This is a genomic window from Haloferax sp. YSSS75 (assembly GCF_046764215.1).
GTDB lineage: Archaea > Halobacteriota > Halobacteria > Halobacteriales > Haloferacaceae > Haloferax.
On record NZ_CP177206.1, the window covers coordinates 2,873,387 to 2,898,785 of the forward strand.

The 25,399-nt window shown below is 63.2% G+C and carries 25 protein-coding genes and 1 pseudogene; 11 read left to right on the top strand and 15 right to left on the bottom strand.

Annotation, left to right across the window (positions count from 1 at the left end):
• Window positions 1-8 precede the first annotated feature (8 nt).
• Window positions 9-740 carry a DUF91 domain-containing protein gene (locus ACK3R5_RS14975; RefSeq protein ID WP_411964841.1) on the bottom strand — a complete coding sequence of 244 codons (732 nt, stop codon included), beginning with the start codon at window positions 738-740 and terminating at the stop codon, window positions 9-11.
• Between the two features lie 120 nt (window positions 741-860).
• On the opposite strand from ACK3R5_RS14975, the gene ACK3R5_RS14980 reads away from it, so the two are divergent.
• Entirely contained in the window at window positions 861-1,511 is a 651-nt protein-coding gene (locus ACK3R5_RS14980) for an HAD family hydrolase (RefSeq protein WP_411967539.1), read from the top strand.
• Window positions 1,512-1,532: 21 nt separating this feature from the next.
• Here the strand turns inward: ACK3R5_RS14980 and ACK3R5_RS14985 are convergent, their stop codons facing one another.
• The gene (locus ACK3R5_RS14985; protein ID WP_411967540.1) at window positions 1,533-3,872 is read right to left on the bottom strand and encodes a DEAD/DEAH box helicase; all 2,340 of its coding nucleotides are present in this window, start codon (window positions 3,870-3,872) and stop codon (window positions 1,533-1,535) included.
• Window positions 3,873-4,453: 581 nt separating this feature from the next.
• Between ACK3R5_RS14985 and lipA the strand changes: the two genes are divergently transcribed.
• From lipA to lpdA, 5 genes are all read left to right on the top strand, one after another.
• The gene (gene lipA, locus ACK3R5_RS14990; protein WP_411964844.1) at window positions 4,454-5,389 is read left to right on the top strand and encodes a lipoyl synthase; all 936 of its coding nucleotides are present in this window, start codon (window positions 4,454-4,456) and stop codon (window positions 5,387-5,389) included.
• A 308-nt stretch (window positions 5,390-5,697) separates the two neighbouring features.
• Window positions 5,698-6,804, top strand: a complete 1,107-nt coding sequence (pdhA, locus tag ACK3R5_RS14995; protein WP_411967541.1) for a pyruvate dehydrogenase (acetyl-transferring) E1 component subunit alpha — start codon at window positions 5,698-5,700, stop codon at window positions 6,802-6,804.
• Window positions 6,801-7,784, top strand: coding sequence for an alpha-ketoacid dehydrogenase subunit beta (locus ACK3R5_RS15000; protein WP_411967542.1), 984 nt, complete (start codon window positions 6,801-6,803; stop codon window positions 7,782-7,784). The genes pdhA and ACK3R5_RS15000 overlap by 4 nt, the downstream gene beginning before the upstream one ends.
• A 3-nt stretch (window positions 7,785-7,787) precedes the next feature.
• Complete coding sequence (locus tag ACK3R5_RS15005) at window positions 7,788-9,293, top strand: 2-oxo acid dehydrogenase subunit E2 (protein ID WP_411967543.1); 1,506 nt, start codon at window positions 7,788-7,790, stop codon at window positions 9,291-9,293.
• On the top strand, window positions 9,293-10,720 hold the full coding sequence (lpdA, locus tag ACK3R5_RS15010; RefSeq protein WP_411964848.1) for a dihydrolipoyl dehydrogenase: 1,428 nt from the start codon (window positions 9,293-9,295) through the stop codon (window positions 10,718-10,720). Before ACK3R5_RS15005 ends, lpdA begins: the two co-directional genes overlap by 1 nt.
• Window positions 10,721-10,780: 60 nt before the next feature.
• On the opposite strand, the gene ACK3R5_RS15015 is transcribed toward lpdA, so the two are convergent.
• The 4 genes and pseudogenes from ACK3R5_RS15015 to serB form a co-directional block, all read right to left on the bottom strand.
• Window positions 10,781-11,182 carry a VOC family protein gene (locus tag ACK3R5_RS15015; RefSeq protein WP_411967544.1) on the bottom strand — a complete coding sequence of 134 codons (402 nt, stop codon included), beginning with the start codon at window positions 11,180-11,182 and terminating at the stop codon, window positions 10,781-10,783.
• Between the two features lie 75 nt (window positions 11,183-11,257).
• Window positions 11,258-12,634: a dienelactone hydrolase family protein gene (locus tag ACK3R5_RS15020; RefSeq protein ID WP_411967545.1), complete on the bottom strand. Its 1,377-nt coding sequence runs from the start codon at window positions 12,632-12,634 to the stop codon at window positions 11,258-11,260.
• Window positions 12,635-12,777: 143 nt separating this feature from the next.
• Window positions 12,778-12,969 (bottom strand): hypothetical protein, encoded by a 192-nt coding sequence (locus ACK3R5_RS15025; protein WP_411964851.1) that lies wholly within the window; start codon window positions 12,967-12,969, stop codon window positions 12,778-12,780.
• A gap of 110 nt (window positions 12,970-13,079) precedes the next feature.
• Window positions 13,080-13,736, bottom strand: a pseudogene (gene serB, locus ACK3R5_RS15030) (phosphoserine phosphatase SerB); the annotation flags it as partial.
• Window positions 13,737-13,891: 155 nt separating this feature from the next.
• Here serB and serA point away from each other — a divergent pair.
• Window positions 13,892-15,469, top strand: a complete 1,578-nt coding sequence (gene serA / locus ACK3R5_RS15035) for a phosphoglycerate dehydrogenase (protein WP_411967546.1) — start codon at window positions 13,892-13,894, stop codon at window positions 15,467-15,469.
• A gap of 21 nt (window positions 15,470-15,490) precedes the next feature.
• Here serA and ACK3R5_RS15040 read toward each other — a convergent pair whose 3' ends face one another.
• The 6 genes from ACK3R5_RS15040 to ACK3R5_RS15065 form a co-directional block, all read right to left on the bottom strand.
• Window positions 15,491-15,946, bottom strand: coding sequence for a hypothetical protein (locus ACK3R5_RS15040; RefSeq protein ID WP_411967548.1), 456 nt, complete (start codon window positions 15,944-15,946; stop codon window positions 15,491-15,493).
• A 120-nt stretch (window positions 15,947-16,066) separates the two neighbouring features.
• Window positions 16,067-17,326, bottom strand: coding sequence for a threonine synthase (gene thrC / locus ACK3R5_RS15045; protein ID WP_411967549.1), 1,260 nt, complete (start codon window positions 17,324-17,326; stop codon window positions 16,067-16,069).
• A gap of 163 nt (window positions 17,327-17,489) precedes the next feature.
• Complete coding sequence (locus ACK3R5_RS15050) at window positions 17,490-17,861, bottom strand: helix-turn-helix domain-containing protein (RefSeq protein WP_411964855.1); 372 nt, start codon at window positions 17,859-17,861, stop codon at window positions 17,490-17,492.
• A 111-nt stretch (window positions 17,862-17,972) separates the two neighbouring features.
• The gene (locus ACK3R5_RS15055; protein ID WP_411964856.1) at window positions 17,973-18,212 is read right to left on the bottom strand and encodes a hypothetical protein; all 240 of its coding nucleotides are present in this window, start codon (window positions 18,210-18,212) and stop codon (window positions 17,973-17,975) included.
• A gap of 211 nt (window positions 18,213-18,423) precedes the next feature.
• On the bottom strand, window positions 18,424-19,095 hold the full coding sequence (locus ACK3R5_RS15060; protein WP_411964857.1) for a DUF5828 family protein: 672 nt from the start codon (window positions 19,093-19,095) through the stop codon (window positions 18,424-18,426).
• 66 nt (window positions 19,096-19,161) lie between these two features.
• Window positions 19,162-19,371 carry a hypothetical protein gene (locus ACK3R5_RS15065; protein ID WP_411967550.1) on the bottom strand — a complete coding sequence of 70 codons (210 nt, stop codon included), beginning with the start codon at window positions 19,369-19,371 and terminating at the stop codon, window positions 19,162-19,164.
• An 88-nt stretch (window positions 19,372-19,459) separates the two neighbouring features.
• On the opposite strand from ACK3R5_RS15065, the gene ACK3R5_RS15070 reads away from it, so the two are divergent.
• Window positions 19,460-19,840, top strand: coding sequence for a cupin domain-containing protein (locus ACK3R5_RS15070; protein ID WP_411964859.1), 381 nt, complete (start codon window positions 19,460-19,462; stop codon window positions 19,838-19,840).
• Window positions 19,837-20,463 (top strand): hypothetical protein, encoded by a 627-nt coding sequence (locus ACK3R5_RS15075; protein WP_411967551.1) that lies wholly within the window; start codon window positions 19,837-19,839, stop codon window positions 20,461-20,463. The genes ACK3R5_RS15070 and ACK3R5_RS15075 overlap by 4 nt, the downstream gene beginning before the upstream one ends.
• A 25-nt stretch (window positions 20,464-20,488) precedes the next feature.
• On the opposite strand, the gene ACK3R5_RS15080 is transcribed toward ACK3R5_RS15075, so the two are convergent.
• From ACK3R5_RS15080 to ACK3R5_RS15090, 3 genes are all read right to left on the bottom strand, one after another.
• Window positions 20,489-22,297, bottom strand: coding sequence for a carbon starvation protein A (locus tag ACK3R5_RS15080; protein ID WP_411967552.1), 1,809 nt, complete (start codon window positions 22,295-22,297; stop codon window positions 20,489-20,491).
• A gap of 153 nt (window positions 22,298-22,450) precedes the next feature.
• Window positions 22,451-23,422 carry an ArsA family ATPase gene (locus ACK3R5_RS15085; protein ID WP_411967553.1) on the bottom strand — a complete coding sequence of 324 codons (972 nt, stop codon included), beginning with the start codon at window positions 23,420-23,422 and terminating at the stop codon, window positions 22,451-22,453.
• Between the two features lies 1 nt (window position 23,423).
• On the bottom strand, window positions 23,424-23,720 hold the full coding sequence (locus ACK3R5_RS15090) for a hypothetical protein (RefSeq protein ID WP_151111565.1): 297 nt from the start codon (window positions 23,718-23,720) through the stop codon (window positions 23,424-23,426).
• A gap of 158 nt (window positions 23,721-23,878) precedes the next feature.
• Here ACK3R5_RS15090 and ACK3R5_RS15095 point away from each other — a divergent pair, with 158 nt between their 5' ends.
• Both ACK3R5_RS15095 and ACK3R5_RS15100 read left to right on the top strand, forming a co-directional pair.
• Window positions 23,879-25,177: a CobW family GTP-binding protein gene (locus tag ACK3R5_RS15095; protein WP_411964863.1), complete on the top strand. Its 1,299-nt coding sequence runs from the start codon at window positions 23,879-23,881 to the stop codon at window positions 25,175-25,177.
• Window positions 25,174-25,377 (top strand): hypothetical protein, encoded by a 204-nt coding sequence (locus ACK3R5_RS15100; RefSeq protein ID WP_411964864.1) that lies wholly within the window; start codon window positions 25,174-25,176, stop codon window positions 25,375-25,377. The genes ACK3R5_RS15095 and ACK3R5_RS15100 overlap by 4 nt, the downstream gene beginning before the upstream one ends.
• Window positions 25,378-25,399: the final 22 nt, after the last annotated feature.

A 25,399-nucleotide genomic window follows, 5' to 3' on the forward strand; every position in this document is an offset into this window, starting at 1 on the left:
ACGTCGGGTCATGCGAACTCACACGTCGAGTCAAGACACCGCCGTCCGCGACTCGTCTCGAATATCGGCAGGCCGCACTGACAGTCGTCCACGACGACGCCCGCCGGGAGCGAGAACGCCGTCTCACACTCGGGATAGGCGTCGCATCCGGCGAGCAATCGACCGCCGCGTCGGATGATGCGAAGCGCCGACCCGCAGTCCGGACAGGTCCACTCGCCGTCGAATCGGTCGGTCACGTGGTCGTCCAGCGGGTCGCACTGCCGGTCCAGACACACCTCGAAGACGGCCCCGCGTTCGACACGCATCAGCGGGAGGCCGCAGTCGTCACACGTCGAGTCGAGGACACTCGCACCCGTGGGGAGCGGATATTCGACGCCCGAGTCGAGTCCGACGACGGACCCACCTGTCCGGACTAACGGTTCCCCGGTGTCGGGGTGGCTACCCACCGGGACGCCCGCTTCACTCGACGGGTACTCCGACCGGCGGGCCGAACCGTGGGAGTCGACAGTGAGCACTTGCTCGCCGGCGCGGGCGACGAGTCCGAACGACTCGTGGCCGGATTCGACTGTCAACGAGTCGGCCCGGGTCAACCACGCGACGGGTTGGTAGCCGGAGATGTCGTGGACGAGGACGGTTCGGTCGGGTTTGGCGACGACGACGACGCGCCCGCGCTGGACGCGGTCACGCGACCCTTCGAATCGGACGGTACAGTCGCCGGCGAAGACGCGGATAGATTCCATGGGCCGGTGTGGCCTCGGATTCTGACTTGAACCTACGTGCGAAGGTTCAAGCCGCATCGGGTGTGCGACGAGCGATGCCGCGGCACGAAGGCATTTGTCCGCCGCGGCACAGGTCGAAGCATGGACGCGAACGTCGTGTTGTTCGACATGGACGGCGTGTTGGTCGACTCCGAGCAGTACTGGCACGCCTTCGAAGACGACTGGGTCTTCGCGAAGGCCATCGAATCGGGCGACCCCGCTCACGAGGAGATTACGGGGATGAACTTCCGCGAGATATACGACTACCTCGACGAGGAGTACGGAACCACCGTCACGAAAGACGAGTTCGTCGCGGCGTACCAGGAGAACAGCGTGGACGTCTACGGCGAGAAGGTGGTCCTGATGGACGGCGCAGAGGACCTGTTCGCGGACCTCCGCGCGGCGGGTAAGAAGGTGGCAATCGTCTCGTCTGCTCCGCAGAACTGGATTGGGACCGTCCGCGAGCGATTCGCCCTCGACCCGCTCGATTTGGTCCTCTCCGCCGACGATATCGACGACCCCGGCAAACCAGAACCGCACATCTACGAGGAGGCCGCAGAGCGACTCGGCGTCGCACCCGAAGAGTGCATCGTGGTCGAAGACTCGGTCAACGGCATCGAATCCGCCGCGCGGTCCGGCGCGTACACTATCGCCTATCGCGGTGAGCAGAACGCCGAGTTAGACCTCTCGCAGGCCGACGAAATCGTGGATGGACCCGAGGAACTGCGGGCGGCGTTGCTCGGCGAGAACTGAGCGCGTAAAGACGAAGCGCAATTACTCCACCCGAACCGTCCGTGTCTCCCGAATCGGGAGCAACGGCAGGTCGGGGAACGTCACTTCGACGGCGAACTCCAGTTCGTCGTCCGTCGCGCCGAAGACGCCCACAGGGACGACGACTTCGTCCGCGAGATAACACTCCTTGGCCGACATCTCGACGCCGTTGACGGTGACGCGGATACCAACCGCCCCGCCGCCGCCGGCGTTCGTCACGCGAATGTCGTGCATGTCGCTCTCGCCGCGTGCGACCGACTCGGGGAACGACCCCCACTCGATTTCGGGTGCCGGGAGGTTCTTCGCGCTCTCGACGACGCGTTCTGCCACGCCCTGTGAGAGACCCGCGCGAGTGAGTTCGGTCACGCCGGCGTCGACCACTTCGGCGGGCGAGGAGAGACCACCTGTCGCGAGCGTGCGGGCGCGATTCGCACCGATGCCGTCGACTGCCGTGAGTGCGGCGGCGTCACTGCTGACGCCGTTGTCGACGCGCGCTTCGACGCGGCGCGCGAGGTTGGCGGCGCGAGCGTCCGCGAAGGTGTCGAGGAACTCCCGAAGCGCCGAGAGGAGGCGAAGCGCGTTCTGCCGGATGACCCACGCGTCGCTTCGGAGTTCGCTCGGCGTCGAGTTCGCCATACTCGCGTGGAGAATCGCGAGCACCTTTCGCGGACCGTCTTCGAGTTCGGTCGAGACGCCGGTCAACACCGAATCGACTGCGTCGACTTCCGACTGCCGGGCAGACACCTGCCGGAAGTCTGCCGCGCCGGCGACCGTTTCGAGGATGTCGTCGGCCGAGATTCGGTCACGGTCGGCGAGCGTGGCGAATCGGGTGGCGGTCCCGAGACGGAGATAGTACTTCGAGGTGAGTCGACCGAGTGCCGTCGCGTCGATAGACAGGTCGTCGTCCATCTCCACGAATCCACGCGAGACGAGGCGGTCCAGAACGTCGCGGACGCGAGAGCGAAGGCCACCGAAGTCGTACTCGTTCGGGGCCGACTGAGCGCGTCGGTAGTAGAAGGTCGTCTCCAACCACGACATCACGTCGTCGAGGTCCCGAATCGTCCCCATCGCGATTTCGGCGTTGAGGTGGGCGTCCAGGTCCTCGTCGAGACGAGACTCTATCTCTTTGCCCTCACGGAGGAGGCGACGGTACTTGTTCTGGTCAGCGTGGTCGCAGATGACCCACCCGTAGCCCACGTCGTCGTATCCGGGGCGACCGGCGCGGCCGAGCATCTGGAGGATGTCGAGCGGGGAGACGTCGACTTCGCCTTCCAGTGGGTCGTGGTGTTTCGTGTCGCGGATGACGACACAGCGTGCGGGGAGGTTCACACCCCACGCCAGCGTCGAGGTGGAAAACAGCAGTTGAATCTTCCCTTCTTTGAACCACTCTTCGACCGCCTCTCGGTCGTCGCGGGCGAGGCCGGCGTGGTGGAATCCGACGCCGTCCAAGACGGCCTTTCGAAGCGAGTCGTTGCTCAGTTCCTTCGCTTCGTTGTGGAAGTCGTAGTCACCGCGAGACGAGATTGGTACGTCGCGTTGTGCGAGTTCGTCGCGGGCTTTCTCGGCGGCGCGAACGGAGTCCTGTCGGGAAGAGACGAAGACGAGCGACTGGCCGCCGTCGCGGATGTGCGGTTCTGCGAGGTCGAACGCCCGGTAGAGACGGCGATACTTGTCCTGAAACGGGTTCTCGCCGTGGGTGTACGTCTTCACGCCTGCGTGGAGGTCCACGGGACGGTAGTCGTCGCCGAACTCGTAGGTCGTCTCGGGCGGCGCGTCCAACCACGCCGCGACGTCGTCGATGTTGGGCATCGTCGCCGAGAGCGCGACGATTCTCGGGTCGCAGAGTCGTCGCATCCGCGAGACAGTGACTTCGAGGACGCCGCCACGCGTCTCCGAATCGAGCAGGTGGACCTCGTCGATGACGACGCAATCGACGTCCTCGATGAACGAGTAGCGTGCCGAGTCGTGCTTGCGCGTGGCGGAGTCCGTCTTCTCCGGCGTCATGACGAGGATGTCCGCGCGTGCGGCGCGGCGCGGGTTCAGGTCACGTTCGCCCGTGACGACGTAGACGGAGTAGCCGAGACTCTCGAAGCGTTCCCACTCGGTCTCTTTTTCGGTGGTCAGCGCACGAAGCGGCGCGATGAAAAGCGCCGTCCCGCCGTCGCGGAGGGTCTTACAGATGGCGAGTTCCGCGAGTGCCGTCTTCCCGCTGGCGGTGGGCGCGGAGGCGACCACGTTGTGGTCGGTTTCGAGGATGCCGGGAAGGGCCTCGCGTTGCATGCGGTTGAACTCCTCGAACCCGAACGCGTCGGCGAATTCGGGAACCGCCTCCGCGACTTTCACGGCGGGCACCTCCGTGTCGGGAGCGCGGCGAGAGGCGAGACGAAGACGAGGGTCATACAGGTAGCCGAGTCGTCCGTGGGGAAAGGCGTTTCTCCATCCGGCGGCGACGCTCGGCGACTGAATTCCTAAAAAGGGCGTTTCGGGGACCGTTCAGGGACGGTACTGGCCGATTCGGCGCCTACCCAGCGATAGCGAGGGCGGCGATGAACGACCAGTTCGTCCCTGCGGTGGCCTCTTGCTTCTTCGATTCGGCCTTCGACAGGTCACGGCGGTGTTTCCAGTTCATACTACCCCTAAATCTTTACTCGAATATAAGTTTTTCAGTTCTCTGATATATTTGACACGGTTTTACATTCACATTGATGGAAAGTCGTGATGGATTTGAACCAGACGTTTTGTTTTTCGTGATGGTACTGTCCATTTGAACGATTCTGAACAATGTGTGTTACCACGGGGCAGTCGGTTCGACAGCGTCGATTCGGCGGCGATTTCCCTCCGATTCGTCGGGCGGTTCTGTCAGCAACCCGACGGACGGCGGGGTAATCCTCACGTTTTTGCCTATCGCCTCGAAAGAATTGGGCATGCGCACGCGGCGGAAGCCAGATTGGTTGAAGATGCGACCGCCATCGGGCCGGCGCTTCACCGACATCAAAGCCTCGCTCCGGGATAGAAACCTCAACACGGTCTGTGAGGAGGCGAACTGTCCGAACATGGGCGAGTGCTGGAGTGGTCGCGACGGCCCCGGGACGGCGACGTTCATGCTCATGGGCGACCGGTGTTCGCGTGGGTGCAACTTCTGTGACGTCCAGACGGGTGGCATGGAAGCACTCGACCCCGACGAACCGACCAACGTCGCAGACGCGGTGGCGGAAATCGGCCTCGACTACGTCGTCTTGACCTCCGTGGACCGCGACGACTTGCCGGACCAGGGTGCCGGACACTTCGCACAGACGATTCGAGAGATAAAACGCCGTGACCCCGGCGTCCTCGTCGAAGTGTTGATTCCCGACTTCCAGGGCGAACCAGAACTCGTCCAGCAGATTATCGACGCCGGCCCGGACGTCATCGCCCACAACATCGAGACGGTCGAACGGCTCCAGTGGCCGATTCGTGACCGCCGCGCGGGATACGAACAGTCGCTGTCGGTGCTTCAGTACGTCGAGGACAACTCGGATATCCACACCAAGACGTCGATTATGCTCGGCCTCGGCGAACACGCCCACGAAGTCTACCAGACGCTGTCGGACCTCCGGGAGGCGGACGTCGACATCGTGACGTTCGGCCAGTATCTCCAACCCTCTCGAACCCACCTCGACGTGTTCGAGTACGTCCACCCCGACGTGTTCGAGACGTGGCGACGGGTCGCCGAAGACGAACTCGACTTCCTCTACTGTGCGTCCGGTCCGATGGTCCGGTCGTCGTACAAGGCGGGCGAACTGTTCGTCGATGCCCTCCTCCGCGACGGGTCGAGTGTCGAGGAGGCCCGACGGGCAGCGCGCGCCGCCGCGGGACAGTAAGCCACACTCGTTTGGTCTAGACCCCGCCGAGCGGCGGTGAAGCACGCGTTTCTGTCAGCAGTCAGCCCAGTTCACTCTCGATGCGTTGTGAAAAGTTGTCGATATTTCCGATTATTTCTCGGTCAGATGCGCGTTCACACTAATGACCATCAGGAAGAATCGTTTAGGAGCCAAAATGTCCAATTTTGTCCCCCGTGGGTTTACATAGCACGGGCAGTTGCGCAATATTCCGAGTCAAAGTAAATTATATACGAAAACAATATAACGCCAGCGGGAGTCGATTTTTTCATGAACAGGAGGGTTCTCCCGTGAGCGTACTTCAGCGTGACCCACAGGACCAGGTACGAGTGCTCGATGAGGACGGGGCCGTCGTCGGTGAAGTCCCCGACATCGATGACGAGACACTCGTCGATATGTACCGCTACATGCGCCTCGCCCGACACTTCGACACCCGGGCGGTGAGCCTCCAGCGGCAGGGGCGGATGGGTACCTATCCACCGCTGTCGGGACAGGAAGGCGCACAGATTGGCAGCGCCATCGCGCTGGCGGAAGACGACTGGATGGTCCCCAGTTACCGCGAACACGGCGCTGCGTTGCTTCGGGGCCTCCCTCTCAAGCAGACACTGCTCTACTGGATGGGCCACGAGAAGGGCAACAAGATGCCCGAGGATGCGAACATCCTCCCGCCCGCAGTTCCCATCGCGTCGCAGATTCCGCACGCGACGGGCGCGGCGTGGGCGCTCAAACTCCAGGGGAAGACGGACAGAGCGGTCATGGTCTACTTCGGTGACGGCGCGACGTCCGAAGGCGACTTCCACGAGGGACTCAACTTCGCCGGCGTCTTCGACACGCCGAACGTCTTCTTCTGTAACAACAACCAGTGGGCGATTTCCGTCCCCCGCGAACGACAGACGAACGCCGAGACTATCGCACAGAAGGCGACGGCCTACGGGATGGACGGCGTACAGGTAGATGGGATGGACCCGCTTGCAGTCTACGCCGTGACGCAGGCGGCACTGGAGAAAGCCCGGAATCCGACAGAGGGCGAGGGCCGACCCACACTCATCGAGGCGGTCCAGTACCGCTTCGGAGCACACACAACCGCCGACGACCCGACAGTCTACCGGGACGACGAGGAAGTCGAGAAGTGGAAGGCGAAAGACCCAATTCCACGACTGGAGACGTTCCTCAGAGAGACGGGGCGACTCGACGACGAGAAAGTCGAGACCATCGAAGCAGAAGTCAAACAGCAGGTCGCAGACGCTATCGACGCGGCCGAGTCCGACCCACGTCCGGAGCCAAGCGACATGTTCGACTACGCCTACGCAGAGCGGACCCCCGAGGTTCAAGCACAGTACGAGGAGTTCGAAGCACTCCGTGAGAAGGTTGGCGACGAGGGATTCCTCCGAGAATGAGCGCACAGAATCTTACCATCGTACAGGCGGTACGGGACGGTCTCTACACCGAAATGAACCTCGACGACGAGGTGTTGGTCATGGGCGAAGACGTCGGGAAGAACGGCGGCGTCTTCCGCGCAACCGAGGGCCTCTGGGACGAGTTCGGCGACGACAGAGTCATCGACACGCCCCTCGCGGAGTCCGGTATCATCGGTACGGCCGTCGGCATGGCCGCGATGGGACTCAAGCCGGTTCCGGAGATTCAGTTCTCCGGGTTCATGTACCCCGGATTCGACCAAATCGTCAGCCACATGGCGCGGTTCCGCACCCGCACTCGCGGGCGATACACGCTCCCGATGGTCCTGCGTGCGCCCTACGGCGGCGGCATTCGCGCTCCCGAGTCGCACTCCGAGTCCAAGGAGATGTTCTACGCGCACGAGGCGGGCCTGAAGGTGGTCATCCCCTCGACGCCGTACGACACGAAGGGGCTGCTCATCTCCGCGATTCGCGACCCCGACCCGGTCATCTTCCTCGAACCCAAACTCATCTACCGCGCGTTCCGCGGTGAAGTTCCCGAAGAAGCGTACACGGTCCCACTCGGTGAGGCCGCCGTCCGCCGCGAAGGGTCGGACGTGTCGGTGTTCACCTACGGCGCGATGACGCGCCCGACGCTCGAAGCGGTCGAGAACCTCGAAGAAGAGGGCATCGACGCCGAAGTCGTCGACCTGCGGACGATTTCGCCGTTAGACCGTGAGGCAGTCGTCGAGTCGTTCAAGAAGACCGGTCGTGCAGTCGTCGTCCACGAGGCCCCCAAGACGGGTGGCCTCGGCGGCGAAATCACGGCCATCGTCCAAGAAGAGGCACTCCTGTATCAGGAAGCACCAGTAAAGCGCGTCGCGGGCTACGACGTACCGTACCCACTGTACGCACTGGAAGACTACTACCTCCCGTCGGTGGCCCGCATCGAAGACGGCATCCGAGAGACGGTGAACTTCTGAACAATGGCGCTCAAGGAATTCAAACTACCAGACGTCGGCGAAGGCGTCGCAGAAGGCGAACTCGTAACGTGGCACGTCGCACCGGGCGACGAAGTGACCGAAGACCAGGTGCTCGCCGAAGTCGAGACGGACAAGGCACTCGTGGACGTTCCCTCGCCGTTCAACGGGACGGTGAAGGAACTGCTCGCCGAGGAGGGCGAGATGGTCCCCGTCGGCAACGTCATCATCACCATTCAGGAGGATGGCGAGGACGACGAGGCCGCGGTTGCCGAAGCGGAAGCAGAACCCGAGACGGAAGCAGAGCCAGAACCCGCAGAGACGGACGATTCGGGCGACACCGGCGGGCGCGTGTTCGCCTCCCCGAGCGTCCGCCGCCTCGCTCGCGAACTCGGCGTCGAACTCTCGACTGTCGAGGGAAGCGGTCCGAGTGGCCGTGTGACCGAAGGTGACGTTCGTGCTGCCGCAGAGGCCGAAGAAGAAGAACCGACGGACGACGGCCCACGCAGCATCGAAATCAACGGACAGTCTGCGACGACGGAGTCCAGCGACACCACGGCCGCACCGGCCGAAAGCGCAGACCGAGACAAGACACTGGCCGCCCCTGCGACGCGGGCACTCGCCAAGGAGAAAGGCGTCGACATCGACGCCGTGCCCGCGACGGAGATGCGCGACGGCGAGGCGTTCGTCTCGCCCGAGGCAGTCGCCCAGTACGCCGACGCACAGCGCGAAGCGCAGGCCGCAGACGCGGAAGCCGTCTCCGCCGAACCCGGCGCAGGCACCGCGACTGCCGAGGCGGCCGAGACTGGTCCCGCCGCCGGCGAGCGCGTCCCCTACAAGGGCGTCCGCAAGGCCATCGGCGACCAGATGCAGCGGTCGAAGTACACCGCACCGCACGTCACCCACCACGACGAGGTGGACGTGACGGAACTCGTCGAACTGCGCTCGCAACTCAAACCCGTCGCCGAAGAACAGGAGACGAAGCTCACCTACATGCCGTTCGTGATGAAGGCGGTCATCGCGGCGCTGAAGGACTTCCCGTACATGAACTCGCAACTCGACGAGGAGAACGAGGAAATCGTCCTCCGCGACGAGTACAACATCGGCGTCGCCGCCGCGACGGACGCCGGTCTCATGGTTCCGGTCGTCCACGAGGCAGACCGCAAGGGGATGCTCCAGATAGCCGACGAGATGAACGAACTGGTGCAGAAGGCGCGTGACCGCAAGATTTCGCCCGGCGAGATGCGCGGTGGCACCTTCACCATCACCAACATCGGCGGCATCGGCGGCGAGTACGCGACGCCCATCATCAACTACCCCGAAGTGGGCATCCTCGCGCTCGGCGCAATCAAAGATAAGCCCCGTGTCATCGATGGTGATATCGTGCCACGCAAAGTGCTGACCCTCTCGCTGACGTTCGACCACCGTATCGTCGACGGCGCGACGGGTGCTCGCTTCACGAATCGCATCAAAGAACTGCTCGAAGACCCCAAACTGCTGGTGTTAGAATAATGGTCGTTGGAGATATCGCGACCGGAACGGAACTCCTCGTCATCGGTGCCGGACCGGGCGGGTACGTCGCCGCCATCCGCGCCGCACAACAGGGCCTCGACACGACGCTGGTCGAAAAAGACGCCTACGGAGGCACCTGTCTGAACTACGGGTGTATCCCCTCGAAGGCGCTCATCACGAGTTCCAACCTCGCCCACGAGGCAGGCAACGCCGAAGAGATGGGTATCCACGCCGACCCAGTCGTGGACATGTCGCAACTGCGCGACTGGAAAGACGGCGTCGTCGACCAACTGACCGGCGGCGTCGAGAAACTCTGTAAAGCAAACGGCGTCAACCTCGTCGAGGGAACGGCCCGATTCAAAGACGAGAACTCGGTCCGCATCGCCCACGGCGGCGAAGGACAGGGTTCGGAGACCGTCGAGTTCGAACACTGCATCATCGCCACCGGGTCGCGCGTCATCCAGATTCCCGGATTCGACTTCGGCGACGAACAGGTATGGTCGTCTCGCGACGCCCTCGACGCCGACACCGTCCCGGACCGCCTCGTCGTGGTCGGCGGTGGCTACATCGGCATGGAACTGTCGACGACGTTCGCCAAACTCGGCTCCGACGTCACCGTCGTCGAGATGCTCGACGACATCCTGCCCGGATACGAATCCGACGTGGCCCGTGTCGTCCGCAAGCGCGCCGAAGAACTCGGCATCGACATGCACTTCGGCGAAGGTGCCAGCGGATGGCGCGAGGAAGACGACGGCATCATGGTGACGACTGAGACCGAAGACGGCGAGGAGAACGAGTACCGCGCCGACAAGGTACTCGTCGCCGTCGGCCGGTCGCCCGTCACCGACACGATGGAGATAGAAAACGCCGGCCTCGAAGCAGACGAACGGGGCTTCCTCGACGTCGACGACTTCCGCCGCACCGACGTCGAGCACATCTACGCAGTCGGTGACGTCGTCGCCGACACGCCGATGCTCGCCCACGTCGCCTCGAAAGAAGGCATCGTCGCCGCCGAGCACATCGCCGGCGAACCCGTCGCCTTCGACAGTCAGGCCGTCCCGGCGGCCGTCTTCACCGACCCCGAAATCGGAACGGTCGGCATGACCGAAGACGAAGCAGAAGAGATGGGCTTTACGCCCGCCGTCGGCCAGATGCCCTTCCGGGCCTCCGGTCGTGCGCTCACGACGGGTCACGCCGATGGCTTCGTCCGCATCGTCGCCGACGACGATTCAGGGTTCATCCTCGGGGCGCAAATCGTCGGCCCCGAAGCGTCCGAACTCGTGGCCGAAATCGCCCTCGCAATCGAGATGGGCGCGACGCTCGAAGACGTCGCCTCGACCATCCACACGCACCCGACGCTCGCCGAAGCGGTCATGGAGGCCGCAGAGAACGCGCTCGGGCAGGCGATTCACACACTGAATCGGTAACTCGATTCGGGCGGTTCTTTTCGTCGCATCGGTACCCTCGTCAGGCCGCAGTTCGAGTCCTCACTCCCCGGATAGCGGTGGATACGCGACTTCCCAGAGGTGGCCATCCGGGTCGGCGAAGTACCCCGAGTATCCACCCCACGACGCCTCCTGTGCGTGTTTGACGAGACGGCCCCCGGCGGCCTGTGCTTCGTCGAGGAGTGTGTCGACGGCCGGTCGAGTCTCGACGTTGTGGGCGAGGGTCACGCCGGCGAATCCCGACCCGTCGGCGGAGACGGTGGCGTCCTCGGCCAGCAACTCCCTCGGATACAGCGAAAGCCACGTCCCGTCCAGTTCGAAGAAGGCGACGTCGCTGTCTTCGTCTCGGTCACGCATCGGGAATCCGAGGCCGTCTCGGTAGAATCGTATCGACTCGTCGAGGTCAGTGACACCGAGAGTGACGAGTGTAATTCGTGGGTCCATACCGCAGGTTGGAGGTGTCACGCGATAACTACCACACACAGGTACGGCGGGACGATTACAGGTACGGCGGGACGACTACAGATACGGCGGGACGACTGCCGGGTACAACCAGAGGACGGCGAGGGCACTGAACACCCACCGCGGCGCGGCGTCTCGCTCCAGAAGGGAAAGCAGGACGACGACTGGTAACAACAGGAGCAAGAATGCGCCCGATAGGACCACCGTCGTCACCAACTGGAACGTGACGAAGCGCGTCGAGACGAGGACGAACACCGCCATCGAGACGGCGACGAACGCGACGTCGAACAGGACTGCCCCGTATCGCGTCTCTAGTCGTGGAATTCGTTCGGACCCGCGGAGAAGCACCCCACCGACAACTGCGAGGATGCCGGCGAAGAGGACGTATTTCACGAACTGTGACGGTGCAGGCCAGAGGTGGTAGACGCTCTCCGAGAGCGTCGTGCCGACGACTGCGACGAATCCGACCACCGCGACTGTCGGCGGGAGAGACGACCGGTAGTCGCTGTCCAGCGAAGGAACCCCCTCGCGTGCGACGAGGGCGGTGGCAGCGAGGACGCCAACTAACCCGAAGGCGAACTGTTGGAGGGCGGTGCGAATCGGCCGGCCAGTCGTCTCGTACTGGTCGGGGGGCGTCTCACCAACCGACCGAAGCGACCACTCTGCCGTCGCAGCGACGAGCGACGGGTCGGACGACTCCGAGAGGTGTGTCGCCCCGTCTGCGACGAAGACGCCTGCCGCCGTTCCGTCTTCGAACGACCCGGTTCGGTCACCGGGTTCGAGTTTCGTCCCAGTCAGTGGTTCGGATATCTCCACGAGGGTGCTCGGTGGGACGAGCGAATCGTCGCTCCCAGTCGCCAAGAGGACGTTCGTCTGAAGCGGGTCGGGTCGCTCCGGTGGGAATCGACCCGCGATGGCGACGAGTCCCCGTACGTCGTCGCGTTCGTACGCCGCCCGATAGGCCCCGTTGGCCCCGCCAGAGTGCCCACCGACGACGATGCGCTCGTCGTCTACTCGTGGATGTGCCTCCAGATACGCCACCCAGTTGAGGTAGTTCTCAGTCACACGGTCCCAGAGGGCGGTATCGTCGCGGACAATCATCCACGGAACGGGCGACCCGTCTTCGAGTTCGTAGGTCGGACCGGGTATCAGGACGACGAACCCCTGCCGAGCGAGTGTCTCACCGTATCCAGCGTACATCGCGGGTTCGGACCCCGACCCGGCCCCGAACACGATACCGGGTCTGGGTCGCTCGCCACTCGGGACGTACAGCGCCGCCTCGGTGATGCGACCATCTGCTCGAACGAAGACTCGCTCTCTGGTGAACTCGTCGCCGCCAGCGTCCGGAGCGAGGACGAAGGGCGACACCCAACCACCGACTCCGACGACGACGAGGAGAGCGAGCGCGATGGAGAACCAGCGGGAACCAACCATGACAATTGGTTGTTTATTTGGCCACGTAATAACGCTCGAAGACGGTTCTCTCACACGGGGAATTGCACGACTACGAACGAGTATTCCGAGAACTGACCGACGGCCCTACCTCGACCCAAAGAAGACACCCATCTCGAAACGGGTCACTCGCTGTCGAACCACCACAGCGCCAGCATCGCCCCCACCACTGCCACGGCGGCGGGAATCGAATTGTCGATGCCGAGTGTGTGGAAGTCGAGGAGGACGACACCCTCGAACTGCGCGGTGAGGGCGATGGCCACGAAGACAGACCCCACCACCCACAACTCGGGTGTATCGACATCGATGATAGACATGAAAGTCGATACGATGCCGACTGTGATAAGCGTTAGCAGTCAGCAAACGTTGCCGACCCGCAGTGTGCGCCGGTGCCCGAGACGGGCACGAGCCGGCGTCTGCGACGCGGTTACTCGTCGTCGGCGTCGAGGATGTTGTAGCCCTCGAACACCTTCTCTAACCGACTCATCGAGGCGACGACGGCGTCGCAGGCCGGGCGGACGGCGTCCTTCGGGACGAATCCGACCGAGAGGCCGGCAACTTCGAGCATCGGTAGGTCGTTCGCACCGTCACCGACGGCGACGGTTCGGGACATCGGGACGTCGTGGTCGGCGGCGTAATTTTCGAGCGCGGTGTCTTTCGTGCCCTCGATGAGCGACCCTTCGACGTCGCCGGTGAGTCGGCCACCCTTGACGGGCAGGTGGTTCGAGACGATGTCGTCGACTTCGACCCCTTCTTTCTCCAGTGCGCGTTCGACGCCGCGTTCGAATCCGCCGGTGAAGATGGCGACGTGGTGACCGTAGTCGCGGAGGCGCTGGATGAGTTCTGCCGCGCCGGGGCGGAGTTCGACGTCGCCGTAGGCCTCTTCGGCGAGTTCCTCTTCGAGTCCTTCGAGGAGGCGAGCGCGCGAGCGGAGACTCTCCGCGTAGCTAATCTCGTCGTTCATGGCGCGTTCGGTGATATCTGCCATCTCGGCGGCAGTACCGTTCTTCTCGCCGAGCAGGACAGTCATCTCCGAGTCCGAAAGCGTGCCGTCGAAGTCGAAGGCGATGATTCGCATACGTGCCCGTCGTTCCCGCGTGGTTTCAAAGCTTCCGCGTCGGCAGAATCACCGAGCGACGACAGTCGTTCGACAACTGTGCAATCGTGTTAGACACTCTCAATGTCACGATATCGGCCGTTGTGGCAACTCTTAACCCCCGTGGGTCTGTCCCTACGCGCATGAAGGTACTCGTCACGGACCCGATTGCCGACGCGGGTCTGGACCGGCTTCGCGAGGCTGGTTACGAGGTAGAGACTGCGTACGATGTCGAAGGTGAGGCGCTGCTCGAAGCAGTGTCCGACGCAAACGGACTCATCGTCCGCTCTGGAACTGAGGTTACCGCCGAGGTGTTCGAGGCGGCACCCAACCTCGTCATCGTCGGCCGGGCCGGAATCGGTGTCGACAACATCGACATCGACGCCGCAACCGAACACGGGGTCATCGTCGCCAACGCACCCGAGGGGAACGTCCGCGCGGCGGCCGAACACACCGTCGCCATGGGCTTCGCCGCCGCCCGCTCGATTCCGCAGGCACACGCCCGCCTCAAGGACGGCGAGTGGGCCAAGTCCGACTACCTCGGCAACGAAGTCAACGGGAAGACTCTGGGCGTCGTTGGCCTCGGCCGTGTCGGCCAAGAAGTCGCCAAGAAGTTCAACGCGCTCGGAATGGACATCGTCGCCTACGACCCCTACATCGGACAGGAACGCGCCGAGCAACTCGGTGCCGAACTCGTGGGGTTCGACGAGTGTCTCTCCCGCGCGGACTTCCTGACGGTCCACACGCCGCTGACCTCCGAGACGGAGGGACTCATCTCCACCGACGAACTCGAGACGATGGGAAGCGGCTATCTCATCAACTGTGCCCGCGGTGGCGTCGTCGACGAGACGGCCCTCGCGGAGGCAGTCGAGGCCGGCGTCCTCGACGGGGCCGCAGTCGACGTGTTCGCCGACGAACCCGTCGCACCCGACAACCCGCTTCTCTCTGTCGACAACGTCGTCGTCACGCCCCACCTCGGGGCGTCCACCTCGGCCGCACAGGAGAACGTCGCCGTCTCGACGGCCGACCAAGTCGTCGCCGCACTCCGCGAAGAACCCGTGATGAACGCGTTGAACGCGCCCTCTGTCGACGAGAGCGCCTTCCCGCGTATCCAGCCGTACATCGGCCTCGCAGAGACCGCTGGCAAAATCGCTGCCCAACTCCTCGAAGGCCGCCTCGGCGAAGTCGAAGTCAGTTACCACGGTGACATCGCCGCCGAGGACCTCGAACTCGTCACGGCCTCTGCACTCAAGGGCGTCTTCACGCCGCTCGAATGGCAGGTCAACGCCGTCAACGCCCCGCAGATTGCGAAGGAACGCGGCATCGAAGTCACCGAGTCGAAGTCCCGCCAGTCCGAGGACTTCCAGAGTCTCGTGACGGTCACCGTCCGTAACGGCGACGAAGAGATGACCATCTCCGGGACGCTCTTCGCCGGCGACGACCCGCGTATCGTCCGCATCAACGGCTACCGTCTCGACGCCATCCCGCACGGCCAGATGCTCATCGCCCGCAACTACGACAAACCGGGCGTCATCGGCTTCATCGGCACCGTCCTCGGTGAAAACGACGTCAACATCGCGGGGATGTTCAACGCCCGCCGCGCCAAGGCCGGCGGCGAGGCACTCACCGTCTACAACCTCGACGACGAGGTCACAGACGAGGTCCGCGAGAAACTCCTCGCAGACGACCGTATCATCGACGTGGACACCATCACGCTCTAAGCGACGTCCACACCACCCACGTCAGCGAAGTCCGACCGTCCGCAACACACGCGCTGCGAGACGACCCACGACCGGACGAACGACCGCAGACACCTGTTTTCTCTTCGACCGAGTATCCGACGTCCCCGTTCGAGCGGTGTGTCCGCGGGGCGACGTCCCGACGGCACCGTCTCTGTTGACTTCGGTCAAGAGTCGTTCGTAGTGGTCGATGATATCCTGCTGGTCCCGGTTGACCGCGTCGAGTTTCTCTCTGAGGTGGACGTTGGCACGACGGAGTGCCTGGTTCTCGCGCTGAAGTGATTCGGCGGCCCGTCCCCTGGCGTCGGCCGACTGCCGAGACGCGTGGGCGTCGGTGGACCGACGGCGTGCGTCGGTCTCGGAGGACCTGTGACCGGGTTCGGGTTCGTTCGGAGGGTACGTTCTCGACCCGGACCCACCGCCACTGATGGTCCCGGTCGGCATGCTGCTGAGCGACATCGTGTGGTATCTAGTAGCACAGGAAGAAAAGGATGTGTCAGACGAACAACTGACGTCTGTCGGCGGTCGCCCGTCGTCGGCCACCCCCGTCTCGTCACGGCCAGCGGAGTCGGTGGGCGTTTACTCGGCGAGGTGGTCGAGCACCGCGTCGGTGTCGTTCGGGACGGGTTCGGGTTCGTTGCCGGCCTCGAACGCCGCGTCGGGGTCTTTCAGCAGGTGTCCGGTCGTGAGACAGACGACCTGTTCGTCCGCGTCGATAGTGCCGTCCTCGCGGAGTTTGCGCAGACCTGCGACAGAGGCAGCGGACGCGGGTTCGACGCCGACACCCTCGCCGGCGAGAGCGCGCTGTGCGTCGGTAATCTCTTCGTCCGAGACGGCGACGGCGGTGCCGCCCGTCTCGCGGATGCCCGGGAGCGCTTTCGGCGCGTTGACCGGGTTACCGATGCGGATGGCGGTGGCGATGGTCTCGACGTCGTCCCAGCGGCGCGTCTCGTCCCACCCGTTCTCGATTGCTTCGACCATCGGGGCGGCACCCTCGGCCTGCACGCCGGTCAGTTTGGGCACGTCTTCGGGGTCCAGTGCACCCGACTGGACGAGTTCGCGGAACGCCTTGTAGAGCGCCGACGTGTTGCCCGCGTTGCCGACGGGGAGGACGATTCGGTCGGGGTAGGTGCCGTAGTCCTCGTGGAACTCTTCGAGGATTTCGAGGCCGATGGTCTTCTGGCCTTCGAGGCGGAAGGGGTTCAGCGAGTTGAGGAGGTACACCTCGCCGCGAGCGGCGAGTTCCTGGACGATGTCGAGACAGGAGTCGAAGTTCCCGTCCACTTCGAGGATGCGCGCGTCGTGGAGTGCGGCCTGTGCAATCTTCCCGGCGGCGACTTTGCCAGCGGGCAAGAGCACGAGCGTCTCCATGCCGCCGCGAGCGCCGTAGGCGGCGAGTGCCGCAGAGGTGTTTCCGGTCGAGGCACAGGCGAGACGCCCGACGCCCAGTTCCTTCGCGACGCGGACACCGACGGTCATGCCACGGTCTTTGAACGACCCGGTGGGGTTCATCCCCTCGTGTTTGATGCGGAGCGTCTCGACGCCGACGTCGGATTCGAGGCGCGGAACCCGGTGCAGTGGCGTCGCCCCTTCGGGGAGCGAGACGCCTTCATCGAACGGGAGGGCAGCGTTGTATCGCCAGACGCCGCGGCCGTCGAAGTCGTCCCACGTCGGCGGGGAGGCGTAGCGGACTTCGAGTAGCCCATCACAGTCGTCGCAGGTGTACCGAACGTCGTCGAACGGTGCGAACTGCTCGCCGCACTCGATACATTCGAGCCACGCACCGTCCTCGGCGACGGCTGGCTCCTCGGGGGCGGGTGCCGTAAGTTCGAGACTCATTGCTCGGGCGGTGGCACCAGAGGGACAAAAGCAGGTGGGTTTGGGCGGCACCTGCCACCGGCACGCGACGCGCAGGCGACGGGGGCAGACCCGACGACCACCGGTAGTGGTGGCCGCAGTGCTCGGTGTGGAGACCCGACGGCCACCGGGCGTTTGCAGCGGTTTACGACTCGCCGAAGGCGTCGATGCGGGCGTGTACGTCGTCGGCCCACTCGTCTAAGGCGGCGTGCATCATCTCTTTGGCTTCCGGGAGCGGTGTCGCCGTGTACTGATAGACGTATCCGCCGGGGTCGAGCAGTCGGCGCTTTCTGTCGGCGAGTCCCTTGTCCAGAAGCGTCGTCAGCGAGCGATTGACGTTGCTCCGGTCACGTTCGAGGACTTCCGCCAGTTCCGCGACGGTACTTCCGGGGTTGTCGAGCAGTGCGAGATACGTCCTGCTCTCGTGGCTCTGGATTCCGAAGACACACGCGAGAACGTGCCCGAAGTTCGGGTCGTCGGTCTCCATCAGGTCTTCCATATCCGGTGCGTCGGCCATGCACATCTGTTTGCTGTCCGTCGGATTAAACCCTCACCTTACGGAACCATCTCGTCGGAGACGGCACCCCCGCCACGTCGCACGAACGAGAAAAATCGGCCGCCGCTCCGTTTACGCGTCTTTGGCGTATCCCATCTTCAGCACGCAACTCCGCATCCCAGCTTCGTCTTCGTGTTTGTGGAGCGTCGTCGGTGTGTCGCAGTAGAATATCGACCCGTCGTGCCGGAGCGTCACCTCGTGGATGCCACCGAGCATCTCGGCACGGACGACGATACGGCGACCTTCACGAAGGGCGTCGAGAATCTCGTCTGCCGTCAACTCACCAGACTCGATTCGGAGTGGTTCGGCCATACCACCACATGACGGGCGAGCGGTATCAGTATTATCGAACAGAAATACGTGTGCGCGCTGGGAACCACACCGCGCAATGACGAAGTTCGTGGCGACTGCGTACGCGACGAGTCGACGCCGGACGGCACCGACCTCAGTTCGTCGCGAACTCCCAAATCCACGACGAGTCGACGCCGGACGACACCGACCTCAGTTCGTCGTGGATTTGGCCCTACTCGTCTCTGTCTGCCGCCGGCACTTCGACGCCTTCGACCACTTCTGCGACTTCGGTCTCTTTTTCGGTGTCGATGTGCCAGCGGTCGAATTCGTCTTCGAAGTCGCGGAGCGTCTCCGAAACCTCCGCCTTCAGGTCGTCGTCGTTGACGTTCACCTCGAAGACGAACCGTTCGTCGCCGGACCCGCGTCCGACCTGCTGGATGTTGGCGCTGATGAGTTCGTTGTCGAAGTAGTAGGGGGCGAGTTGCGTCATCACCTTCCGATAGACCGTGTCTTCGACCTTCCGAAGTGCCTTCCGACCGGCGGAGTCGGCGGCGCGGGCGACGTAGTTGATGGAGTCTTGCCACGATTGGACGGCACCTTCGTCGTCTCCTTCCTCCATCTTCTCGTAGGAGCGAGACAGCTTCTCACCGGCCGTCTTCAGGTCGTCGTTGGGTGCTTTGCCCTTCTTCTCGCCCTCACCCTCCCCGACGCTGGCCTGCTTGGCAGTCTTCTGGTTTACGTCCTCGCCCAGTCGTTCGTGTGATTTGGGTCGCCACTCGTCCCAGTCGTCGAAGGCGCGTCCGTCGACACCGGCCTCGCGGAGCGCACGGGTGATTCGTTCCCCGTGTTCGACGACTGCGCCCCAAGAGCCCCGGCGTTTGAACCCGGAGATACTCTCTTCCATATCGTTGTTGGGACTACGTGCCTGTAGATAAAAATGCTCCGTGAGCCACTCTCACGGGCGTGCGAGTCAGCGGTTACCGTAGATGACGCGTTCGGCGAAGTCGTCGAGGCGGTTCGAGATGCCTTCGAACCACGCCGTGGGCGATACCGCCCGAAGCTCAGATTCGTCGAGTTCTATCTTCTCGTCTCCGAGCGGGTCTCGGTCGCCGGAGGCAGTCGCGTCGACGACTGTCGTCATCGAACAGCGACCACACGCTTCACGTTTCGCGTCGGCCATACGCCCCTTGTTAGTAATCATCACGAATAAACCTTGGTTTCCCACCGGTCACGACGGGCTTATAGGGACGAACGTGTTGCTCCGTCTCATGGGATACCGCGTCGTGGACACGGACGAAGTCGAACCGACCCCGGACCGACCCTGCGAACTCCGGCGCATCGGTGCCGAAGGCGGCTTAGAGAACGTCGCACTCAACCGGTTCCGAGCAGAACCCGGTGAGCAAGTACCGCTGGCGTACCACTACCACACCGAACAGGAAGAAGCGTTCTACGTGCTCTCGGGCACGCTGGTCGTCGAGACGCCCGACGAGACGTTCGAGGTTCCGGAAGATGGCCTCTTCGTCGTCGACCCGGGAAGTCCGCACCGCGCGCACAATCCGGACGACGCCACCGACGCAGTCGAACTGCTCGCTATCGGTTCGCCCGCCGTCTCCGGTGACGCCGAAGCGTACGACCCAGACGAGAGATGAGCGACGTCGAACGACCCGACGTCGGCGACGACTACACCGGCCACGACGAGTCGGACGTCGACGCCCCCGAGTGGGACGATACGTATCTCGACCGGGTGAGCGACCGTCTCATGTTCAACTACGACCTGGAGAAGGACTACGCGGTCCACGGCGAGCGATTCGACATGTTCGGGTCGATGCGGATGGAGACGCGCAAGCAGTTCATGCACCCCTCCATCAACTACGCGAATCACCACGCCAAGGAGTATCTGTTCGCTCGACGCGTTCAGACGGCGACGATAGCCGAACTCGAACGCCTCGTCGAGTTGGGCCACCAACTCGCAGAGGAGTGGGTCGACCCGGACCCCGAACACTACGGGACAGACTTCACGTTCGTCCTCATCGCACCGGACATCCCGGACGACGTGTACGACTTCGTCGCCGACTTTTCGGACCGGACGCTCATCAAGTTCGGCTACCACGGTCACTTCGAGATGAACGTCGCCGTCGTCGCACCCGACGACGAGGCGGCCATCGCGAGTCGAAACGCCGACTCTGTGGCCGCGTTCTCTCTGTGGACGGATATCTCTCCGACGAGTTCGAGAGGGGTTCTCCGACGGCTCTTCGACCGGTTGCGCCGATAAAAAATTGCGGTTGTTTTCGTAGTCGTTAGTCGTCGCCGGGAGCCGTGCGAGTGCTGCTCGACCCCCGCACATCCTGGATGTTCTCGTAACCCATCTTGGCGAGTGAGAGTGCCAAGTAGATGAGCGTGAACGCGAGGATGATTTGGACGACTGCCGAGACCATGGAGACAGTCGTTGCCGACGCCATCCACTCGGGGTTCAGGAACTTCGCGTAGATGTTGTCGTGAACCGCGAGCCACAGCAGACCGAGCGTCGTGATGGTGACCATCAGGACCATCGGGCCGCCGGTGCTGATGAGCTGCTTCGAGTCGTCCCAGTTGGCCAGCCACACGGTTGCCGTCAGGAGTGCCAGTGCAGCGAGAAGCTGGTTGGCACCGCCGAACAGCTGCCAGAGGGTGAGCCACGAACCACTCGTGATGAGGATGTACGCCGGGAGAGCCTGCACCGCAGCGTTGCCCCAGCGGTTGGTGGCAACCTCTTGGACTTGCGTCTCGGGCGTGCCGATAATCTCCTCCATCATGTAGCGGCCGAGGCGCACGGCCGTGTCAGTCGACGTGAGCAGGAAGCTCACGAGGACGAGGGCCATGAACGGACCGCCGAAGGACGTCGGGACACCGAAGCTCGTGAGGATGATACCGCCACCCGTCGCGAACGTCGGGAGCGCGAGGCCGATACCGCCGCCCACTTCTGGGGCGATGATAGCGACTGTCGCGAGGGCGACAGTGGCGAGGAGTCCCTCACCGAGCATGCCGCCGTAGCCAATCATTCGAGCGTCAGACTCCTTGTTCAGCTGCTTCGAGGTAGTCCCCGAAGAGACGAGCGAGTGGAACCCGCTGATGGTCCCACACGCGATGGTGATGAACAGGAGCGGGAACAGCGGTGTTCCGGTACGCCCCATGAAGCCGTAGAACGGTTCGAGGTTCGTCACGAGCGGTTGCGACGACGTGCCGGCAACCGTGCCGACGATAATCGCGAGGAGTGCGCCGCCGACACCGCTGTACAGCAGGAACGACGAGAGGTAGTCACGCGGTTGCAGGAGCACCCAAACCGGGAGGGCGCTCGCGAGTGCACCGTAGACGAGGATTACCGGAATCCACGCTGCGGCGTTGGCACCGAAGGAACTGGCCGCCGGGAGCCACGAACCACCGCTACCGAACAGGACGAGCGTCGATGCCGGTGCGCGGGCCGCAGGTTCGAACAGCGCGATGGGGAACTGGATTCCCGCGTACACGCCGACGAACATCGCAGCGACGAACCCAACCGTTCCCGGGATGAACGGAAGGTTCAGCTGGTAGAGGTACACGCCGAACAGCACAGCGAGGGCGATGTACACCAGACTTGCCGTCGCCGCTTCGGGGTAGGCGTTGAACACGATGGCCACCACGAGGGCGAACACCGCGACGACGAGGATGATGGTGAGGAACGCGAACCAAAGCAGCATGTTCTTCCCGCGTTCACCCACGTACTCGCCGATGATGTAACCGACAGACTTGCCGTCGTGTCGGAGACTGCTCGACAGGGAGACGAAGTCGTGGACACTACCGAGAAGTGGGTTTCCGATAGCAATCCACGCGAGTGCAGGAAGCCAACCCCACACCACACCCGCCGTAATTGGTCCAACAATCGGTGCGCCGCCTGCAATACTCGAATAGTGATGCCCCAGTAAGACCGGCTTCTTCGCCGGTACGTACTCTTGACCGTCTTCGTACTTGTGCGCCGGTGTATCACGACTATCGTCGAGTTCGACGAACTGCGCGAGGTACCGCGAGTATCCGAAATACCCGACGGTGAACAACGCGAGTACGGTGACAACCAGCCATATAACTTGTACCATGGTACTCTGCCCCACCAATAGACACGAAAATGGTTACCTTAACGTTAACGATAGTTGGGAATGTATGGTATCTGAACTACAGGTAAGTCACACAACTGGTTTGATGTTCGAACTTGTTTGTAAAGTTGTCTACACTAGGTGATATGAAAATTCCTACACCTTTTTGGGCGTCAGTTCGACGTCGACCTCGATTTCATCTGCGACTTCTCCGAGGAAGTCACCCTTGACTTCGGCGACGCGTGTCTCGATTGCCGCGACGAGCGGTGGCGAAAAGTCTTCGCGGAGTTCGCGCAATCGTTCCTGTTCTGTCTTGACTCGGTTGCGCAAGAACGTCGCTCCGCGACCCTCTTCTTCCGGGTCTGGTTCGGGAGTCAGGCGGTTGACCGCGAGGCCACGAACGTCGAGTCCGTAGGATTCGAGCTGTTCGACTGCCCGCTTCGTCTCTCGAATCGAGAGTTCGTCGGGGTTGACGACGAGGAAGAACGCAGCGTCGTCCTGAAGCGTGTCTTTCGCGAACGTGAAGTCGTCACGGCGCTGTTCGAGACGGGCGATAATCGGGTCGCCCTCCATCATCCGCCGTGGTTCGTTGTTGCCGATTGCCGCGCGTTCGAACAGTTTGACCGACTGCTTTCGTTTGTGGAGGAGTCGCTGAATCCACCCATCGAGATACTCGGGGAGCGAGAGGAGACGGAGCGTCCCGCCGGTCGGCGAGGTGTCGAAGACGACTCTGTCGTACTCCTCGGAGTTCCGCATCACGTCGATGAACCGGTCGAAGAGCGCAGATTCGTGGGCACCGGGCGTCTGGTGTGCCATCTCTATCTGCCGGTCGATTTCGTTGACCATCGCCGGACTCACCTGGTCGCTCAACGCGCGTTTGGTCTCCATGAGATGGTCTCGAACCTCCGTCTCGGGGTCTATCTCCATCGCATCGAGGTTCGGTTCGCCCTCGACGGGAGACGGTGTGTCGGTAAACTGCTGGTCGAACACGTCACTGGTACTGTGCGCCGGGTCTGTCGAGACGAGCAGCGTTCGAACACCAGCACGGGCGCATTTTACCGCGTACGCGCTCGACATGGTGGTCTTTCCGACGCCGCCTTTCCCGCCGAAGAATACGAATTTTCGCATGTTAGAAGTGGTACTGGTGGCCCTTGCGTTCGAGGAGCGACCCGCGGTCCCACATCCGTCGCTCCCACGCCTCGAACTCGTCTTCGAGGTACGGGAGGAGTTCGGCGGTGTAGTACGACACCGGTGAGGGAATCCCGAACGCATCGGGGAAGCACGCGAGCATGAACGCGTCCTCGTCGTCTTCGGCCTGTTTCTCGATTTTCTCGTACGCAGGGTGAGTTATCATTCCGTGGTAGAGGCCACGAAGCCACTCCTCTACGAGAGAACGAAAGGACTCGATGCGCGCGGCAAGCGTCATCAGTTTACATACAAACCGATAGCGCGACAAAAGGGTGTCGCTCACGAACGACGATGCGGTACGTCCGCGACGTGTTCGTCTCGTTACGACTGGTCTACTGCCGGAATTCGACAGGGGTGACCCGCGGGTTCATATACGAGGACGAGGAAAGGCCGGCTATGAGTACCCGAGAGGCAATTCCGGTGACCGTACTGGGCGGGAGCCTCGGGGCGGGTAAGACGACGCTTCTCAACCACCTCTTGACGAACGCCGGCGACCACGACATCGCCGTCCTCGTCAACGACATGGGGTCTGTGAACGTCGACGCCGAACTGGTCGCAGAGGAATCGGAACTCACCGTCGGTGGCGGTGTCACGGAGTTGTCCAACGGGTGTATCTGTTGTGAACTGCAGGACGACCTGGAGACGGCCGTCGTTCGACTCGCACAGGAGCGGTCGTTCGACCACCTCGTCGTCGAAGCGTCGGGTGTATCGAGGCCCGGCCCCGTCGCCCGACTGTTCGTCACCTCACGTGCGGCGGCGAGATACGACGTGGCGGGCCTCGTGACCGTCGTGGACGCACGTCTCTTCGCGGATACCTTCGTCGGCGGCGACCCGGAACGAACCGTCGCAGAAGACGGAGACGGGACGATTCAACCGTTGTCGGACCTGTTGGTCGAACAGGTCGAAAGCGCCGACATGGTCGTCCTCAACAAGTGTGACCTCGTCAGCGACACGGAAGTCTCGGAGGTTCGCGACGTTATCACGGCGCTCCGGCCGAGCATCGACATCGTCGAGACGACCCGAGGAAACGTCGACGTCGACCACCTCCTCTCGGACCTCCACGACCCCGACGCACCCGTCGGATGGCGTGCCGCCCTCGAATCGGACGCGGACGAAGCGGGAGACGACCACGGTGACGCAGGACACGGCCATGGTGACGGCGACGAAGGACACGCCCACGGCCACGGCGACGAAGGGCACGACCATGGTGACGGCCACGGACACGACCACAGCGTCGTCTCTCACGCCGAGGAGACCTACGGCGTCACGTCGTTCGTCTATCGCCGGCGAGCACCACTCCACTCAGACGGTGCGGCGGCGGTCCTCGGTGACCTCCCCGAGTCGGTCGTTCGGTCCAAAGGGTCTCTGTGGATAGCGGGCAGAGACGACGTTCGCTACACCTACAGTCAGGCCGGACCATCGGCGTACGTCACCGCCAGCGGACCGTGGATTGCGTCACTCCCGGAGTTCGAACAGGACACCTACCGCCGCAACCACCCCGAAATCGACTGGCACGACGAGTACGGCGACAGACGGACCGAACTCGTCTTCATCGGTCGTGGTATCGACGAAGCGGCACTCGTCGAGGCACTGGACGAACACCTCCTCGAACCCGGCGACGGGCCGATAGACGAGCGATATCCGACCGAGGCGGGCGAAGAGTTGACCCTCGCGGAACCGAAGGTGGAACAATGAGCGACGAAAAGACCGGTCAGATAGAGTGGGGTGAAGGTGACCCGCGCGTCGTCTTCGCGATGAACGTCGTCCTCTCGTCTATCTTCGCCACCATCGTCGTCCTCGGCCTCTCGTACGTCGACTTGATGGCCTTCACGTTCGTCAACGTCGCGTCGATGGCGATGATACTCATCGCGATTACGTACGTCGTGACGAAGTGAGAAGGGCGACGGCGCGGCGTCT

Bases quoted from the DNA above. Each gene is read 5' to 3' on its own strand.
- ACK3R5_RS14975 (WP_411964841.1), bottom strand. From the start codon at position 740: ATGGAATCTATCCGCGTCTTCGCCGGCGACTGTACCGTCCGATTCGAA.
- ACK3R5_RS14980 (WP_411967539.1), top strand. From the start codon at position 861: ATGGACGCGAACGTCGTGTTGTTCGACATGGACGGCGTGTTGGTCGAC.
- lipA (WP_411964844.1), top strand. From the start codon at position 4,454: ATGCGCACGCGGCGGAAGCCAGATTGGTTGAAGATGCGACCGCCATCG.
- ACK3R5_RS15000 (WP_411967542.1), top strand. From the start codon at position 6,801: ATGAGCGCACAGAATCTTACCATCGTACAGGCGGTACGGGACGGTCTC.
- ACK3R5_RS15005 (WP_411967543.1), top strand. From the start codon at position 7,788: ATGGCGCTCAAGGAATTCAAACTACCAGACGTCGGCGAAGGCGTCGCA.
- lpdA (WP_411964848.1), top strand. From the start codon at position 9,293: ATGGTCGTTGGAGATATCGCGACCGGAACGGAACTCCTCGTCATCGGT.
- ACK3R5_RS15015 (WP_411967544.1), bottom strand. From the start codon at position 11,182: ATGGACCCACGAATTACACTCGTCACTCTCGGTGTCACTGACCTCGAC.
- ACK3R5_RS15020 (WP_411967545.1), bottom strand. From the start codon at position 12,634: ATGGTTGGTTCCCGCTGGTTCTCCATCGCGCTCGCTCTCCTCGTCGTC.
- ACK3R5_RS15025 (WP_411964851.1), bottom strand. From the start codon at position 12,969: ATGTCTATCATCGATGTCGATACACCCGAGTTGTGGGTGGTGGGGTCT.
- serA (WP_411967546.1), top strand. From the start codon at position 13,892: ATGAAGGTACTCGTCACGGACCCGATTGCCGACGCGGGTCTGGACCGG.
- ACK3R5_RS15040 (WP_411967548.1), bottom strand. From the start codon at position 15,946: ATGTCGCTCAGCAGCATGCCGACCGGGACCATCAGTGGCGGTGGGTCC.
- thrC (WP_411967549.1), bottom strand. From the start codon at position 17,326: ATGAGTCTCGAACTTACGGCACCCGCCCCCGAGGAGCCAGCCGTCGCC.
- ACK3R5_RS15050 (WP_411964855.1), bottom strand. From the start codon at position 17,861: ATGGCCGACGCACCGGATATGGAAGACCTGATGGAGACCGACGACCCG.
- ACK3R5_RS15055 (WP_411964856.1), bottom strand. From the start codon at position 18,212: ATGGCCGAACCACTCCGAATCGAGTCTGGTGAGTTGACGGCAGACGAG.
- ACK3R5_RS15060 (WP_411964857.1), bottom strand. From the start codon at position 19,095: ATGGAAGAGAGTATCTCCGGGTTCAAACGCCGGGGCTCTTGGGGCGCA.
- ACK3R5_RS15065 (WP_411967550.1), bottom strand. From the start codon at position 19,371: ATGGCCGACGCGAAACGTGAAGCGTGTGGTCGCTGTTCGATGACGACA.
- ACK3R5_RS15070 (WP_411964859.1), top strand. From the start codon at position 19,460: ATGGGATACCGCGTCGTGGACACGGACGAAGTCGAACCGACCCCGGAC.
- ACK3R5_RS15075 (WP_411967551.1), top strand. From the start codon at position 19,837: ATGAGCGACGTCGAACGACCCGACGTCGGCGACGACTACACCGGCCAC.
- ACK3R5_RS15080 (WP_411967552.1), bottom strand. From the start codon at position 22,297: ATGGTACAAGTTATATGGCTGGTTGTCACCGTACTCGCGTTGTTCACC.
- ACK3R5_RS15085 (WP_411967553.1), bottom strand. From the start codon at position 23,422: ATGCGAAAATTCGTATTCTTCGGCGGGAAAGGCGGCGTCGGAAAGACC.
- ACK3R5_RS15090 (WP_151111565.1), bottom strand. From the start codon at position 23,720: ATGACGCTTGCCGCGCGCATCGAGTCCTTTCGTTCTCTCGTAGAGGAG.
- ACK3R5_RS15095 (WP_411964863.1), top strand. From the start codon at position 23,879: ATGAGTACCCGAGAGGCAATTCCGGTGACCGTACTGGGCGGGAGCCTC.
- ACK3R5_RS15100 (WP_411964864.1), top strand. From the start codon at position 25,174: ATGAGCGACGAAAAGACCGGTCAGATAGAGTGGGGTGAAGGTGACCCG.